We start from the raw sequence: 15,316 nt of genomic DNA, 5'->3' as shown, positions 1-15,316 counted from the left end.
GTGCCACGACGAGGATGTGCGGCGGGCCACAGGAGACGGAGGGCGGGCACGGATGACGGTCCCCCGTTCCGCACGGAGTGATCGGCGGAGTAATCGCTTGATGCGGAAGGTGACTTGGCGGACACTGTCGCGGTGTTCTCCGACGCTGATGTGGCCGCGCTGTACGACGTGCTGAACCCGTGGGAGCCCGTCCGACGGGCCGAGGACGGCTTCTACTTCCCGTTGGTCATGGACGCGGAGTCGGTGCTGGACATCGGCTGCGGCACCGGGGCCATGCTGCGGCTCGCACGTGAGCGGGGCCATCGGGGCCGGCTCGCCGGGCTGGACCCCGATCGTGCCGCGCTGGAGCGGGCCCGGCGCAGGGCCGATGTCGAGTGGATCGAGGGCACCGCGGCGGACGCGAGGAGCGGCGCCGGATTCGCGCTGGCGACGATGACCGGCCACGCGTTCCAGAACCTGCTCACCGATCACGATGTGCGCTCCTCGCTCGCCGCGATCCACGGGACGCTGCGCCGGGGTGGCCGCTTCGTCTTCGACACCAGGCATCCGCGGGCACGGGCCTGGGAGGGGTGGACCCCGGCGAACCCGGACGACATCGTCGATGTCGTCCACGAGGACGGCCGTGCCCTGCGCTACTGGCACGACGTCGAATCCGTCACCGGTGATGTGGTCACGCTCCGCGGGACGGTGGCCGAGCCGGACGGCACCGTGCTCCGCGTGCTCCGCGAGAGCCTGCGGTTCCTCGATGTCGCGGCGCTCGGCCGGTTCCTCGGCGGGGCGGGCTTCCTGATCGAGGCGCAGTACGGCGACTGGCACCGGGGACCTGTCACCGGGGACAGCCGGGAGATCGTCACGGTCGCCCGCCGCGGCTGAGGCCGGCCCGTGGCCCGCGTCACCGCGCGGCCCTCGCGCACCGGGTGCCCGAGGGGCACAGTGTACGGACGTGCCAACGCCAGACCTGGGTCACCGAGCGGGAGGCAGAAGCGGATGGACGACATGGACCCGGGGCTCTTCGGGCCCCGATCGGTCACCTGGCAGATGCACGGCGACCCGATGATGTGGGTCGCGGGAGTGCGGGCGTTGTACCTCCAGGCACTGCACCCGCGCGCCGTCCGGGGTGTCATGCAGAATTCCGACTTCCGCGAGGACGCCTGGGGGAGGCTGATGCGCACCGCCTCGTTCGTCGGCACCCTCACCTACGGCACCACCCCCGCCGCCGAGAAGGCCGGTGCCAGGGTCCGCAAGATACACCGTGCCCTCAAGGCCACCGACCCGGCGACCGGCGAGACCTACGGCATCGACGAACCGGAACTGCTCCTCTGGGTGCACTGCGCCGAGGTCGACTCCTACCTCCAGGTCGAACGCCGCTCCGGCTACCCGCTGACCGACGCCCTCGCCGACCGCTACGTCGACGAACACCGCCGGAGCGCCCGCCTCGTCGGACTCGATCCGGACCGTGTGCCGGCCTCCACCGCCGGGCTCACGGACTACTTCGACCGGGTGCGCCACGAACTCGCCGCAGGGGAGGAGGCGTCGGATGTCGATGACTTCCTGTGCAACCCGCCCGTTCATCCCCTGCTGGTTCCGGCGCGTGCGGTGCTCTGGCGGCGCGTGGCGGCACTCGCCTACCAGTCGCTGCCCTCGTACGCCCATGAGCTGTACGGCCGTCCGGCGCCGCCCCCGGAGGTCGTCGACCGCCGTCTGCGCGCCGCCGGTACCGCCCTGCGTGCCATCCCCGCCCGGCTGCGCTGGCAACTGCCGCCCGGACACATTCTGAAGGCGATGGCACGACTCGGCCCCGGAAGCCGCCCCACCCCGTACAAACTCCGCAGGCAGGAAGCCATACTGGACGAGGGGCCGGGGAGGGCGCGGGCGTAGACGGAGCGACGGGGGCGAGAAGCAGGCGATGGCGGACACCAGGCTGATCCAGAGCCGGTACCGGCTGCTCGATGTGATCGGGCGCGGTGGCATGGGCGAGGTGTGGCGGGCGCGGGACGAGTCGCTCGGCCGCCAGGTCGCCGTCAAGTGCCTCAAGCCGGTGGGATCCCAGCACGACCAGTCCTTCACCCGCATACTGCGCGAACGCTTCCGGCGCGAGGCCCGGGTGGCCGCCTCGCTCCAGCACCGCGGCGTCACCGTCGTCCATGACTTCGGCGAGCACGAGGGCGTGCTCTTCCTGGTGATGGAGCTCCTGGACGGGAGCAACCTGAGCCAGCTCCTGGAGGGGAACAGGCAGCACCCCCTGCCCGTCGAGGACGTCGTCGACATCGCGGAACAGGTCGCCGACGCCCTCGGGTACACCCATCAGCAGGGCATCGTGCACCGGGACCTCAAGCCCGCCAACATCATGCGTCTCGCCGACGGCACGGTGAAGATCTGCGACTTCGGCATCGCCAGGCTCGGCCGGGAGATCGGCTTCACCTCGCGTCTCACCGGCACCGGCATCGCCATGGGCACCCCGCACTACATGTCGCCCGAGCAGATCAGCGGCGGCCAGGTGGACCACCGCAGCGACCTCTACTCGCTGGGCTGCGTGCTGTACGAGATCGCCACGGGCGTACCGCCGTTCGACCTGGACGACGCCTGGTCCATCCTCGTCGGACACCGTGACACCCCGCCGGAACCCCTGCGCAGCCACCGCGCCGAACTTCCGGGCTTCCTCGACCGCGTCGTCCTCGACCTGCTGGCCAAGACGCCCGACGGACGGCCGAGCGACGCGGGCGACCTGCGCCGCAGGATCGTGCTCGGGCGCACGGGCGAGCAGCCGTACGCCGGTGTACCCGGGCGGGTCCACCTGGCCGCGCAGGCCCGCACTCCGCAGGCACTGGCCCCGTCCGTCCCGGCCCTGCCCGTTCCGGTCCCGCATCCGGCCCGTCCGCCCGCCGTCCGGGAGCCGGCCCTGCCGGCCTGGACGCGCAACATGACCACGGGCCACAAGGCGACCGCCGGGCCGCGGCCCGGCGCGCACCTGCCCGACCACTCGGCCGGGCTGACCGGGCAGTGGACGGCCGGCACCGTGCTGCCGGCCCCGTCGGACGCCGACCCGTCCGGCCTGCCGGGGTGCCCCACGACCGCACCCGCCGCCCTGCCCGGCAACGGCCCCCCGCCCGGATTGCTCGCCGCCCTCGCCGCACGCCACGGCGCGGGCGTCGCCCTGAGCCGTCGCGGGCTCTGGGAGGAGGCGGGCGAGGCGCACCGCGCCGTCGCCGTCGCGCGCGAACAGGCGCTCGGCCCCGATCACCCCGACACGCTCGCCAGCCGGTACGAGACCGGGTTCGCCCTCAGCCGCACGGACCGTGCCGCCGATGCCCTGCGGGAGTTCGGCCGGGTCGCCGAGGGCCGCGAACGCACCCTGGGCCCGGACCATCCGGAGACTCTGGCCGCCCGCCAGGAGACCGCGTACGTGCTGGGCAGGCTCGGCCGGCACCTCGACGCCCACCGGGTGTACGCGGCCGTCCTCGCCTCCCGTGAGCGCTCCATGGGCCACGATCACCCGGACACGCTGCGCTGCCGCCACAACCTGGCGTACAACCTCAGCAGGCTCGGGCGCCTGGAGGAGTCCTGCCGGATGGCCCGGGAGGTGGCCGACGCCCGCGCCCGGCTGCTCGGCCCGGCGCACCCCGACACCCTCGTCACCCTGTACGAAGTGGCGTACACCCTCGGTCAGCTGGGGCGCTGGGAGGACGCGCTGGCGACGTACCGGGAGGTGGCGCGGGCCCGCGCCGTCACGCTCGGCGCCGATCACCCCGACACCCTCTCCGCCCGCTACGAGATCGGCATCAGCCTCGGCAGGCTGGGCCTCGGCGCGGATGCCCTGGAGCTGTACCGCGGTCTGGTCACGGACCGGACCAGGATCAACGGGCCCGCCGACGCGGAGACCCTGCGCGCCCGGCACGGACTCGGGGTCAACCTGGGGCGGATGTCCCGCTGGGAGGAGGCGCTCGCCGAGGCGCGCGAGGTGTGCGCGCTCCGGGAGCGGACGCTGGGCCCCGGTCACCTCGACACCCTCATCAGCCGCCGCGAGATCGCCGTGGGTCTCGGCTGGCTGGGCCGTTGGGCGGAGGCCCTCACGGTCTACCGGGAGGTCGCCGAGGCCCGCGTCCGCGTACTGGGCGCGGACCATCCCGACGCCCTGGCCAGCCGGAACGACGAGGCCCACTGCCTGGAACAGCTCGGGCGGACGGGTGAGGCGGCGGAGCTGTACCGGTCGGTCGCCGCGCGACGCGGCCAGCGCGGTCTCCCGCCGCACTGAGCCCACGGCACCCGTGCTCGGCACAGCTCTCCGTACGGCACAGCTTCCGGCACGGCACGGCACGGCACGGCACGGCACGGCACGGCACGCCGCGGCGCACCGCACCGTGCCGGGAAGCGCCGCGGGGGCGGACGCCCGGTGGGCCGGCGGTGCCTGCCGCACCGCCCCGGACGCCCGCCCCCGCCGGACCCGCTACCGGCCGAACACGCCCCGCAGCGCGCCGAGCTTGCGCGGCAGGTCGTACTCCGCGCCGCCTTCGTGCCCGTTGTACGTGAACACCTCGATCTCGGCGGGTCCCGCGTAGCGGTGATAGGCCGCGAACACGGTCGAGGACGGGCAGATCTTGTCCATCAGCCCCACCGAGAACCACGCCGGAGCGGTCGCCCGCGCCGCGAAGTTGACCCCGTCGAAGTACGACAGCGTCTCCATCGCCTCCTCGGCCCGGAAGCGGTGCCCCGACAGCCAGCGGGCGATCTCCGCGTACGGTCCGGCGTCCGTGATCTGCGAGGCGCGCCGGTAGTGGCAGAGGAAGGGCACATCGGCGACCGCCGCCGCCAGATCGTCGCGCAGCCCGGCGACGGCGAGCGCGAGCCCGCCGCCCTGGCTGCCGCCGAGGACCGCCACCCGGGAGGAGTCCACGGCCTCATGTGCCTTCGCCGCGTCGACGGCCCGCACCGCGTCGGTGATGAGCCGGCGGTAGTAGTGCTTGTACGGGTCCTCGATGCCCCGGGTGAGGAAGCCGGGGGAGGAGGAACCGTGTCCCTCGGGCCCGATGTCCGGGGTGTCCGCGGTCTGCTTGCCACCGCCGCCCTGCCCCCGGTTGTCCATGATCAGGTGGGCGTAGCCGAGCGCGCTCCAGGTCAGCCAGGAGTAGGGGATGCCGCGGCCGCCGTTGTAGCCGATGTACTGCACCACGGCGGGCAGCGGGCCCGAGCGGGCCTTGGGGAGCATCAGCCAGGCCTTCACCGGCTGGCCGCCCCAGCCGCGGAACGTCACGTCGAACACGTCGACGGTCGCGAACCCGGCGTCGTACGGGACGAACTCGGCGTCGAGGCCGTGCCGTTCCGTCTCGGCGAGGGTCTTCGCCCAGAAGGCGTCGAAGTCGGCCGGCTCCTGCGGCTCCGGCCGGTATTCGCGCAGCCGCTCCAGGGGCATGTCGAACAGCAAGGGTCTAGCTCCTCTTCAGGGTGAGGTTGAGGGTCGCGCCGTGGTGCGCGGCGGTGTCGGCGGTGATCCTGATGCCGTCGGCGGTGGGCGCGGCGCTGATCCCGGTGTCGGACGAGGCGAGCGTGAGGCCCCGCCCGGTCAGCTCGATGACCACGGAGGACCGCAGCTGGGTCGGGTCGGACAGGGACACGGTCACCGTCTTTCCGGCCGGGCGCACGAGCACCGAGGCCGGACCGTCGGCCTTGAGCTCCTGCGCGGTGCCCGCGGTCCAGAAGTTGGCGGCGAGCAGGCCGTCCGCGCAGCGGCGTACCGCGTGCACGGCGGTGGAGCCCGCGACCAGCTTCACCGGCGGGGCGGCCGACAGCAGCTTCGTGCGCTCGGCGGAGGCGGCCGGGGCCTGGAGGTAGAAGTAGCCCGCGTCGCTCGGCGCGGTGCCGTGGTCCTGCCACAGCGTCAGATACGGGCGGGTCACCGGGGTGTCCGTGCCGTACTTGAGGTTGATCTCCCGCCAGGTCGCGGTGCGCTCCTCGCGCAGACCCCGCAGCGTGGTGGCCGTGGGGAAGACATAGCCGCCGGTGCCGGCGACATGGAGCCATCTCACCTTGTCCAGCTGCGCCGACCAGCCCGCGTCGGTGGGCGCCGCCGTACCGTTGACCAGCAGCGCGGCCTTCGGGTCGCGCAGCTTGCGGTTCTCCACCACCGTCTCGGCCCGGCCCGCGTCCGCGGTGATGCCCGAGCCGACACACGCGATGACATCGTCCAGACAGAACCAGCTCTTCAGCCCGTGCAGCGTGCTGCCGAACGCGCGCAGTTCCATGCCGTAGGCGCCGAGTGTCGTCCCGGGCAGCGCGGTACCGCCCGCCCAGTCGGCCGTGCTGGTGGTGCGCTGGCCCGCCGCGTCCGCCGGCCGGCCCGCGATGACGGTGGTGCCGGGCAGCCTGGCCGGGTCGACGGTCGGCCAGTAGTCCTCGCTGTAGTGCCCGAGGTCGTCCGTGTACAGCAGCACCATGCCGTCGGAGAGGTGCCAGGCGCGCAGGTTCTCGTTCTGGATCGACTCGTAGTTGTAGATCCGGGTCGAGTACGCGGAGATACCGAGCGCGAACGAGGGCCTGTGGTGCGCCGCCTTGTCCATCCGGGGGTGCTGCTTGTGCGCCACCAGCGGGCCGCGGGCGGGCACGGCGGAATCGATGACCTTCCGGGCGGCGACCAGCGAGGCCAGGTCGGTGACCGCGAGGAAGTCCCGGTAGGTGTCCTCGGCGATCCACTGCTTGACCAGTGCGGTGAACCGTTCGCCGCTCTCGCCGGGGAAGCTCGGGATCAGCCGCAGCACCGCCTCGATGACCGTCTGCGCCGAGACATGGCCCTGCTTGCTGGGCCGGGCGATCTCCCGGCCGCAGACCGAGGCCATCATGTCGCCGCGGGTCATCAGGGGGTCGAAACCGTCGTCGACCCAGCTGCGGACGTTGTCGAGATCGGGGTCGGTGACCTTCCAGGCCGTACCGGCCAGCAGGTTCAGCAGCCGGGAGAGGTTGTTGAGCAGTTCCTTGCCGTAGCCGCCGTTGTACGGGTGCTTGTAGTGCTGGAGGAACGAGCCGTCGGAGTAGAAACCCTCGCCGGTGCCGGCCGCGCCACCGGTGCCGTTGAAGGCGAGGACGCTGTTGGCACCGGAACCCTCGACGTCCGAAAGAGCGTCCCGGACCCGGGCCAGCGCGTCGCTGTCGTCGCGCAGCACGGCGTTGACGGCGACGACGGTGGAGATCCAGACCCGGTTGGCGCCGGTCGCGATCTGACGGTCGGCCCGCCAGAGGTTCGGGTCCGGGGTGTAGTGCCGCACCGCGGTGGTGATCCGGGTCAGCCGCTCGGCGCCGAGCACGTCGTACAGCAGCACCGAGGCGTCGTTGAGCGCCAGCGCGGAGCCGATCTCCCAGTCCCAGTCGTTGTCGAACCGGGTGTGTTCGGGGCCGTAGCGGTGGGTCAGCATCCAGTCGATGCCGCCGAGCAGCAGTTCGCGCAGTGCGCTGTCGCCGTACTGCGGGGTGCCCGGGACCGCCCAGGCCGTCGCGGCCGTGGCGAGCCGCTTGAACGACGTGGTGACGTGGTTGGAGAGCGTCGTGCTGGTCAGATCGGGGAACAGCCCGTCGGTACGGGTGGGGTCCAGGTCCTTGGCGGCGGTGGTCGCGGCCCGGCCGATCCGGGCGACCGCGGCGGCGATCCGCGCGTCGCTCTGGTCAAGACCGGGGCCGCCGGTCAGCAGGGTGTGCCAGCGGACGCGCAGCGCTGCCGCGTCCCCGGTGGCGGCCTGCGCGCTGCCGCCGAGAGCCAGCGGCAGCGCGGCGGCGGCGCCCAGCGCGGCGGCACCCGCGAGAACGGTGCGCCGGGTGGTGCCGGGGGGCGTGGTCCGGGGAGTGGTCGGGGAAGTGCCTCGGGTGGTGCCTCGGTTCATCATGCGGGCCCTCACAGGAGGTGTCGGCGGTCCACGGCCGCGGCGAGCGCGGCATGGCCGGAGGGGGTGGGATGCAGGCCGTCACCGCTGTCGTACGCGGGCAGCAGGCGTGCGGGGCGGGCCGGGTCGCGCAGCGCGGCGTCGAAGTCGGCGACGCCGTCGAAGAGCCGTCCGGTGCGTACGGCGCGGTTGATCCGCTGCCGGACCGTGTCGAGCTCCGGTGTCCAGCGGATCCACCCCTCGAAGGGGGTGATGGTGGAACCGATGATCCGCAGCCCGGCGCCCCGGGCCCGCAGCGCCAGCTGCCGGTAGCCGGCGAGGACGAGCGCGGGGTCGGTCTGGCTGGGCGGCTGCTGGAGGTCGTTGATCCCCAGGTGCACGATCACGGAGCGCAGTCCCGGCAGCGAGAGCACATCGCGGTCGAAGCGGGACTGGCCGCCGGGCCCGAAGCGGGCGTCGTCCAGCAGTACCCGGTTGCCGCTGATCCCGAGGTTGGCGACGGCCGAGCCGGGCAGCCGCCGGGCCAGCTGGTCGGGCCAGCGCAGATCGGCGTCGTCGGGGGTCCCGACGCCCTCGGCGATGGAGTCGCCGAGGACGGCGACGACCGGTCCGTGCGCCCCCGTCGTCTCGACGCCCGTCAGCAGGAAGACGGAGGTGGTGCGGACGCCGTCGACGGTGTGCGACGCATGGGTGTTGCGGTGGAAGGACAGCGGCCCGGTGGGACCGGGCAGCCGGGTCGTGACCGTCAGCCGCGACCCGTCCGCCGCCCGCAGCCCCTCGACCGTGTCACTGGTGAGCGAGGCGCCCGCGGCCAGCCACGCCTGGCCGCGGCCGGCGAACGTCACGGGGCGCCCGCCCGCGGTCACCGGACCGATCAGGACCGGTACGGCGCCGAAGGCGTTGCCGTACCGCAGCCGTACCTGCCCGCCCGCCGACAGCCGCAGTACCGCGGTGAACTCGCCGTCGGTGAGACCGGCGCTCGCCACGGTGTCGGTGGGCGTCGGCGCGGTCTGCGCGGTGGCCCAGGACGTGGTCCAGCGCGAGCGGCGCGTACCTGTCCGGTCCGCGGCCTCGGCGGTGGGAGCGGCGAGTGTCACCGCGGCCACCCCGGCGGCCCCGGCGGCCGCCGCCTGGAGTACCCCGCGTCTCGCGGGCCCCCGGCCGGTCACTGGGGGCACGCGCCGGTCGGGTTGTACTCGGCGCCGTAGGTGCCGACCGCGTTGCCGCCGGTGTTGCCGCTCATGGTGTTGGTGCAGACGTCGTTCTGCGGGGTGCGCATGAACTTGATGCCGCCGCCCGCGTTGCCGGTGATGGTGTTGCCGTAGACGCTGGTGTCCGTGCCGTCCGTCGCGGTGTCGCCGCCGAGCCGGATGCCGGCGCCCGTGTTGTCGTGAACGGTGTTGTACCGGAAGATGTTGCCGCTGCCGCGTGCGTCCAGCCCGCCGGAGCTGGAGTCCTTCTGGCCGCTGCAGTCGTTGTACTCGACGTAGTTGTTGGTCGAGTTCTCCTTCACGTCCACGCACTCGTTGCCCTGGGTGGCGATGGTGTTGTGGTGGATGCGGTTGTTCCTGCTGATGTCGGCGGCCGCGTCCGGGGCGCCGTTGGCACCCTGCTGCTCGGGGGCGGTGCCGAGGTAGATGCCCTCGCCGTTCTTGCCGCCGCCGCCGAACTTGAAGTCGGCCACACCGCAGTTGGTGATGGTGTTCTCGTCCACCTCGGCGCCGGTGACGAGATAGCGCAGCCGCAGGCACTCGTCGGCGGCGTTCTTCAGGGTCATCCCGGTGATGCGCAGTGCGCCCACACCGTTACCCGGAGTCGTGCTCATGACATATATGAGCTTGAGGCGGTAGCCCGACACATCGGTGGACGACCCGTGCAGCCCGTCCACCGTGAAGCCGCTCAGCGTCGTCGAGTCGTGCTGGACCTGAATGATCCGGGCGTCACCGGCGCCCTTGACCACCGCGTTCGAGGGGCCCGTGATGGTGACCCCGGCGCGCTTGGTGATGACGTCCTGCTTGTACGTACCGGCCGCGAGGTTCACGACCGCACCCGTCGGGGCCAGATCCACGGCCTTCTGGATCGTGGCCAGCGGGGCGCCCGCCGACGTACCGGCGTTGCTGTCGCTGCCGGACGGCGAGACGTAGTACGCGCTCGCCGCCTCGGCGGCGGCCGCCGGGGAGGGCAGGGCGAACGGGGCGACGCCTGCGGCGAGCGCCGCGGCGAGGGTGGTGCGCATGACACGGCTCATGGGGTATGCCTCCTGGGATCCGCGAAGGACAGAGCGAGCAGTACGGGGATGCTGGGGCCCAGAAGCAGCGGACCCAGCGGTACGACGAGGGAAAGCAGCACGGCGGAGATCACCGCGCCGAGCAGTGCGGTGCCCCGGGCCGGAGACCCGAAGCCGAGCGCCAGCGCGCGGAGCGACCAGGTCCGCGGAGAATCCTCCGGACTGAGGCCGGCCTCCGCGGCGAGCGCCACGTGATGGATGACGAGCGCGGCCGCGATGCCCGCCTGGGCGGCGAGCACCACGAACGTCCAGGGCTCGGAACGGCCCAGGAAGTAGACGATGTTGGCGGCCAGCACGCCCGCCGCGGCGGTGGACAGGAGCCCGTGCCGCCACAGTGCGCGCCAGTACCGCCCGAACGCGGTGAAGGTGTTGGTGAAACAGCGGCTGTCCCCCTCGGCGCGCCACCGCTGCAGGGCGGACCCCATCGCGGCGAGCGCGGGCAGCCACGTCACGACACCCAATGCCAGCACGGCGAACGCGGCACCGGCGGCAACCGGATACGCCACGAACTCCAGGCGGCGCAGCAGTGTCGGCCAGGCGGAGGACTTGGGGGCGCGCTCCGGCGCGGAGAGGGTTGCCCGCATGGTTCAGCCGACCTTTCCTGTGTACGGCTCGGTGACATCGAGGAGGAGCCGGCCCTCCAGCTCCAGCCGGGTGGCCGCCACCACGTACGGCGCGTCCGCGCCGCCGAGGAGGACGGCCGCGGCGTCGGCGGAGAGCGCGGCGGTGCGGATCCGGCGGGCGACGGGGGAGAGGAACACACGCTCCACGGCGTCCTGGCCCGCCCCGTCCGCACCCTCCGCACGGAAGATGACGCCGTGCCCCTCCTCGCACACGGCCGCTTCGGCCGTGCCCGCCCCGCCCGGGGCGATCGTGGTGAGGAAGAGCCCGTCCCGGGACCGGGGGGTCGTGGCCCGCAGCGTGTGCAGGGTGCGGGTCAGACGCAGCTCCGGCGTACTGGACGTCGGATTGGCCTCGACCTCGGTGACCTCGCAGCTCACGGAGGCGTCCAAGGGCGCGAACCGCTGGACGAGGGCGGTGGCCGCCCCCGACCGGATCAGCCGGCCGCCGTCCGCCAGCGGCTCGGTCGGCCGGTCGGTCTGGAGCAGGAACGTCCACGCGCGCTCCTCGTCCGCCTCGGCGAGGTCGAGCAGGACGAGCCGCCCCGCCGGGGTGAACACCAGGGTCCGGTCCAGCCGTCGGACCCCCAGTGCGGGGTCGTACATCGCGGCGATCCCGGCCGTCGCGTGTGCCCACCCGCCCCCGGCCTCCACCAGCACATCGCGCTGACGGGCCTGGCGCTCGTAGGGAATGTCCTGGTAGACGTGGTAGCGGTCCTCATCGGCGTACCCCTGCCCGTCCACCAGCAGCAGATTGTGGTGCGCGGCCCGCTTGCGGTTGCTGTACCCCTCGTCCACGGCGAGGTACGCGCCCTGCGAGACCAGCACGAAGGAACCCGAATCCGGGTGGTGATGCCCCTGGTTCAGGGTCTCCCAGCCCCGCTCCGCCCGGTGCTTCTCACTCGTCTCCCACGCACCGTGGCCACCGCCGGGGCTCGCCTTGAACGACACCAGCGTGGCGTCGTCCTCCCAGCCGGTCCGGGCCGCGAGCAGCCCCAGGTCCGGGAAGAACGCCCGGGTCTCGGTGGGCCGAGCCGCCGCCACGGACGGGTCGTACCAGAGGTATTCCAGGTACGCCTCAGGCAGGATGCCCGGCCGTACCCCGCTCTCGGCCGCCTCGGCCCACAGCAGTTCGCCCGCGGCCAGATCGCCCATCCACTGCGCCTCAGGGATGCCGTACTGCGCGGCCAGCCGGTAGTAGAGACCGGCGCTGTGGCCACTGCGCCGGTCGTGGCAGTCCCCGTGATCGACGTTGAACGCGAAGCCGGGCGCCGTCTGATGCAGCCGGTAGCGGAAGGTGTTGGCCAGGAATCCGCCCCGGTCCCACCAGTCGATGCCCTCGGCCTCCTGGAGGAGATCCAGATGGACCGCGAGGAACGGCACCCCGTAGCGCCAGTACACGACGCCCTCGGCATGCGAACCGTCCTCGGGCATCAGGTCCAGGACCGTGCCCAGATTCTCCTTCGCGCGCTCGGTCCACTCCTCCTTGCCCAGCGCGTAACCGGCCGTCGCCAGACCCGCGTAACAGATCCAGTTGTGGTTCTGCCAGTACGACGACGACCACCAGCGACCCTCGCTCGCCACCGCGAACTCGTACAGCCGCCGCCCCTGGAGCAGCAGCTTGTACCGCAGCAGGGCCCGTACGCCGTCCGGGAGTTCGTCACCGATCCACCGGAGGGCGAGCGAGAGATGGTGCAGCAGCCAGCCCGCGTCCAGGTCGTGGTCGGGCATATGGGCCTTGCCCCAGTGCGGCAGGCGCACCGCCGCCTCGATCCACCGCCGGCTCTCCGCCAGATCGGCGGGGTCCCCGCCGATCCGGTACGCCAGCGCCGGGTTGGACGCCGCCGGGCCCAGCCAGGTGATGCTGGCCGAGGGATGCGTACGGGGCGGAGTCAGCCCGCGATGCCGGGCCGCCTCCTCCCGTACCCGCCTCTCCTGGGCGGGGCGCGGACCGGGCGGCGGGGTCGCCGAGAGCAGCAAGGATCAGCCCTCCGTCCGGAAGCGCGCCGTCGTGCCGTCCGCCAGTTCCACCGTCAGCTCCTCGCCGTCCAGTCGTACCTCGCTCACCGCGGGACCCGCGGACGCCGCCTGGTACACCGAGGCGAACACCACGTGCTCCGACTCCGCGGTGAGGTCGACCCGGGTACGCGTGCGCTGCGGGTCGTCCGCGGGACCCGGTCCGGGCCGCGTCAGCGGACGTACCGTGACCCCGGAGGTGTGGGTGTGCCAGCCGTGCAGGGTCTCGTCGCCGTACCAGGTGGTGCGCATCGGACCGGCCGCCTGCACCTGGACGTCCAGCGAGGTGGCGGGACGCAGCTGCGCCGTGACCCGGCGCGCCTGCCGGCCCGTCACCGTCAGCAGATCCACCAGATAGCAGGCGCCCACCGCGACATGCCGGACCGCGCGCACCCCCTCGTACGCCCCGGTGACCTCGGCGGTCACCGAGACGGCGTCCGAGCCGAGCAGCGTGCCCGCGCACTCGGCCTGCTCGGCGCCGTCCACCCGGAACGCCGGGTGGGCCTCGGTCGACGCGTAGAGATCACGGAACTCGGTGTGGGCGTACGGCACCTGCCCGGGATCCGGTTGCCACGGGGTGGTGTCCCCGTACAGATACAGCGACAGCTTGTCGCGGTGCCCGTGCGAGCCGCCGTGCGGGCCGAAGTCCACCAGGGCGTGGATGCCCGCGGCGCGCAGCACCCCGTACCCGGCCACCGGATACACGGTGACGGGCGTGGCGGGCGCCGGGCGCTCGGGCAGCGGCGGGCCGGCGAACCAGCCGTCCAGCAGCGCGTCGAGCCCGTCGTCGGCCGCGCCCAGCTCCTCCCGGGCCCGCGCGGCCACCGGCTCCAGCGCGGCCGAGGGCACCAACTGCTGGGCCAGCGCGACCAGTTCGAGCCACTCCAGAGCGAGGGGAGCGCGCAGATACGGGCCGTCGTGCAGCGCGGGCAGAATGCCGCCCGGAGTCGCGACCGTGGCCAGCACGTCCGTCATCCCGGCCAGCACGCCCACCACATCGGCGGGTATGGCCGACGGGTCGGTGGAGCGCAGCGCCAGCAGCGCCGCCCGCAGGACGAAGCCGTGGTAGTAGGTACTGCCTTCCCACTCCCAGCCGTCCTCGGCGACGGCGGCCCGCAGATGCGCGTACAGCCCGCCCTCGCCCTCCAGCCACTCCTCGGCCCCGTCCCACTCCCGGCCCCGCACCGCCGCGGCCGCACGGCTCGCGGCGGCTCCGGCGGAGTTCAGCCACGCCGTGTAGTTGGAGGCCAGATGGCCCTGGCCGGTGAGCACCTCACGGGCGTCGAGCGCGGCCTGTTCCAGGTCGTCCAGCAACGGCAGCAGAACGGCCAGCCCCTGGACACCCCGCTCGGCGAGGGTGCTCACCGTGTCGCCGACGTTCACCGCCCAGATGGCGTCCGTCAGCGCCTGGTGGAACAGCCGGCCGCGCAGCATCCAGGTCTGCGCCTCGCCGTGCCGGTCGACGGCCAGCTCCGCGTACAGCGCCGCGTACTCCACCAGCCGCGCCACCGCCTCGGAGTCCTGCCCGCCGCGGTGGGCGAGCACCCGCAGGTGCCGCGCCCACGCCTGGTGCGACAGCACCGTCCAGGCGCCGCGCACCGCCTCGTTGTCCACCCGGCAGCCGTGCGCGCAGCGCGCGCCGCCCGCCGGGAAGACGCCTGCGAGCAGATCGCCGTGCTCCAGCTCCACACCGTGCGCCGGGCAGATGTACGCGTGCCACCAGCCGCCGCGCTCCCGGGCGATCCGCCTCAACGCGGCCATACGCCACCGTCGATGTCCACCGTGGTGGCGGTGAGGAAGCCGGAGGCGGGCGACGCGAGGTGCACCACGGCGGAGGCGACGTCCTCCGGGGTGCCGGCGCGGCCCACCGGGATGCCCGCCTCCATCGCCTGCTGAGCCTCGGGCGCGGTGAACGTGTCGTGGAAGGCGGTGCCCTTGATGAAGCCCGGGGCGACCGTGTTGACGGTGATCCCGGTACCGGCCAGCTCCTTGGCCAGGCCCTTGGTGAACCCGCGGATACCGGCCTTGGCGGCGGCGTACGCCACGGAACCCGGGCCGCCGCCGTTGTGCGCGGCCAGCGAGGACATCGTGATGACGCGCCCGGCGGACGACTGTGTCAGATGCGGCAGCGCGGCCCGTACCGTGCGGAAGGCCGAGGTGAGGTTGACGGAGAGGACCTGGTCGAAGTGGTCGTCGCTCATCTCGGCGATCTTCGCGCGGCCGATCAGGTGGCCCGCGTTGCAGACCAGTACGTCGAGCCCGCCGAGGAAGCCGGTGGCCTCCTCGACCAGGCGGTCCACATCGGCGGTGACCGTCACATCGGCCTTGAACGCCTTCGCCCGGCGGCCCAGTGCCTCGATCGCGGAGACCGTCTTCGCGGCCTCGTCGGCGGAGGAGTGGTAGTGGACGGCGACATCGGCGCCGGCCTCGGCGAGGGCGACGGCGATGGCACGGCCGATGCCGTGGCCCGCCCCCGTCACCAGTGCGCGGGAGCCGTGGAGATCAGCAGACATGGGTGAAGCCCTTTCGAT

Annotated in this window: 11 protein-coding genes; 3 read left to right on the top strand and 8 right to left on the bottom strand. The window is 73.1% G+C overall.

Translation table 11 applies throughout. From position 1 onward, the window contains the following. The first annotated feature begins 132 nt into the window (after positions 1-132). From OHA98_RS23595 to OHA98_RS23585, 3 genes are all read left to right on the top strand, one after another. Entirely contained in the window at positions 133-873 is a 741-nt protein-coding gene (locus OHA98_RS23595) for a trans-aconitate 2-methyltransferase (RefSeq protein ID WP_266930870.1), read from the top strand. A gap of 114 nt (positions 874-987) precedes the next feature. Further along, positions 988-1,878 (top strand): oxygenase MpaB family protein, encoded by an 891-nt coding sequence (locus tag OHA98_RS23590; protein WP_266928734.1) that lies wholly within the window; start codon positions 988-990, stop codon positions 1,876-1,878. Between the two features lie 28 nt (positions 1,879-1,906). Further along, entirely contained in the window at positions 1,907-4,252 is a 2,346-nt protein-coding gene (locus OHA98_RS23585; RefSeq protein ID WP_266928733.1) for a serine/threonine-protein kinase, read from the top strand. Positions 4,253-4,444: 192 nt separating this feature from the next. Here the strand turns inward: OHA98_RS23585 and OHA98_RS23580 are convergent, their stop codons facing one another. Genes OHA98_RS23580 through OHA98_RS23545 form a run of 8 tightly spaced genes read right to left on the bottom strand, consistent with a single transcriptional unit; the run spans position 4,445 to position 15,298 of the window. Then, positions 4,445-5,419: an acetylxylan esterase gene (locus tag OHA98_RS23580; RefSeq protein WP_323179630.1), complete on the bottom strand. Its 975-nt coding sequence runs from the start codon at positions 5,417-5,419 to the stop codon at positions 4,445-4,447. A 4-nt stretch (positions 5,420-5,423) separates the two neighbouring features. Beyond that, positions 5,424-7,862 carry a polysaccharide lyase 8 family protein gene (locus tag OHA98_RS23575; RefSeq protein ID WP_266928732.1) on the bottom strand — a complete coding sequence of 813 codons (2,439 nt, stop codon included), beginning with the start codon at positions 7,860-7,862 and terminating at the stop codon, positions 5,424-5,426. 11 nt (positions 7,863-7,873) lie between these two features. Next, positions 7,874-9,031 (bottom strand): SGNH/GDSL hydrolase family protein, encoded by a 1,158-nt coding sequence (locus OHA98_RS23570; RefSeq protein ID WP_323179665.1) that lies wholly within the window; start codon positions 9,029-9,031, stop codon positions 7,874-7,876. Beyond that, positions 9,028-10,110, bottom strand: a complete 1,083-nt coding sequence (locus tag OHA98_RS23565) for a right-handed parallel beta-helix repeat-containing protein (RefSeq protein ID WP_266928730.1) — start codon at positions 10,108-10,110, stop codon at positions 9,028-9,030. Before OHA98_RS23565 ends, OHA98_RS23570 begins: the two co-directional genes overlap by 4 nt. Continuing rightward, complete coding sequence (locus tag OHA98_RS23560) at positions 10,107-10,733, bottom strand: DUF624 domain-containing protein (protein WP_266928729.1); 627 nt, start codon at positions 10,731-10,733, stop codon at positions 10,107-10,109. The genes OHA98_RS23565 and OHA98_RS23560 overlap by 4 nt, the downstream gene beginning before the upstream one ends. Before the next feature lie 3 nt (positions 10,734-10,736). Then, on the bottom strand, positions 10,737-12,749 hold the full coding sequence (locus tag OHA98_RS23555; RefSeq protein WP_266928728.1) for a hypothetical protein: 2,013 nt from the start codon (positions 12,747-12,749) through the stop codon (positions 10,737-10,739). Positions 12,750-12,752: 3 nt separating this feature from the next. Continuing rightward, positions 12,753-14,546 (bottom strand): heparinase II/III family protein, encoded by a 1,794-nt coding sequence (locus OHA98_RS23550; protein WP_266928727.1) that lies wholly within the window; start codon positions 14,544-14,546, stop codon positions 12,753-12,755. Further along, positions 14,534-15,298: an SDR family NAD(P)-dependent oxidoreductase gene (locus OHA98_RS23545; protein ID WP_266928726.1), complete on the bottom strand. Its 765-nt coding sequence runs from the start codon at positions 15,296-15,298 to the stop codon at positions 14,534-14,536. Before OHA98_RS23545 ends, OHA98_RS23550 begins: the two co-directional genes overlap by 13 nt. Positions 15,299-15,316: the final 18 nt, after the last annotated feature.

This window comes from Streptomyces sp. NBC_00654, assembly GCF_026341775.1.
In the GTDB taxonomy this organism is placed as follows: domain Bacteria; phylum Actinomycetota; class Actinomycetes; order Streptomycetales; family Streptomycetaceae; genus Streptomyces.
Note: the sequence above shows the minus strand (reverse complement) of the source record. Positions and strands in the feature narration are given on the sequence as shown.

Excerpts from the sequence above, each read along its gene's own strand:
- OHA98_RS23590 (WP_266928734.1), top strand. The coding sequence starts at position 988 with ATGGACGACATGGACCCGGGGCTCTTCGGGCCCCGATCGGTCACCTGG.
- OHA98_RS23560 (WP_266928729.1), bottom strand. The coding sequence starts at position 10,733 with ATGCGGGCAACCCTCTCCGCGCCGGAGCGCGCCCCCAAGTCCTCCGCC.
- OHA98_RS23575 (WP_266928732.1), bottom strand. The coding sequence starts at position 7,862 with ATGAACCGAGGCACCACCCGAGGCACTTCCCCGACCACTCCCCGGACC.
- OHA98_RS23545 (WP_266928726.1), bottom strand. The coding sequence starts at position 15,298 with ATGTCTGCTGATCTCCACGGCTCCCGCGCACTGGTGACGGGGGCGGGC.
- OHA98_RS23550 (WP_266928727.1), bottom strand. The coding sequence starts at position 14,546 with ATGGCCGCGTTGAGGCGGATCGCCCGGGAGCGCGGCGGCTGGTGGCAC.
- OHA98_RS23565 (WP_266928730.1), bottom strand. The coding sequence starts at position 10,110 with ATGAGCCGTGTCATGCGCACCACCCTCGCCGCGGCGCTCGCCGCAGGC.
- OHA98_RS23585 (WP_266928733.1), top strand. The coding sequence starts at position 1,907 with ATGGCGGACACCAGGCTGATCCAGAGCCGGTACCGGCTGCTCGATGTG.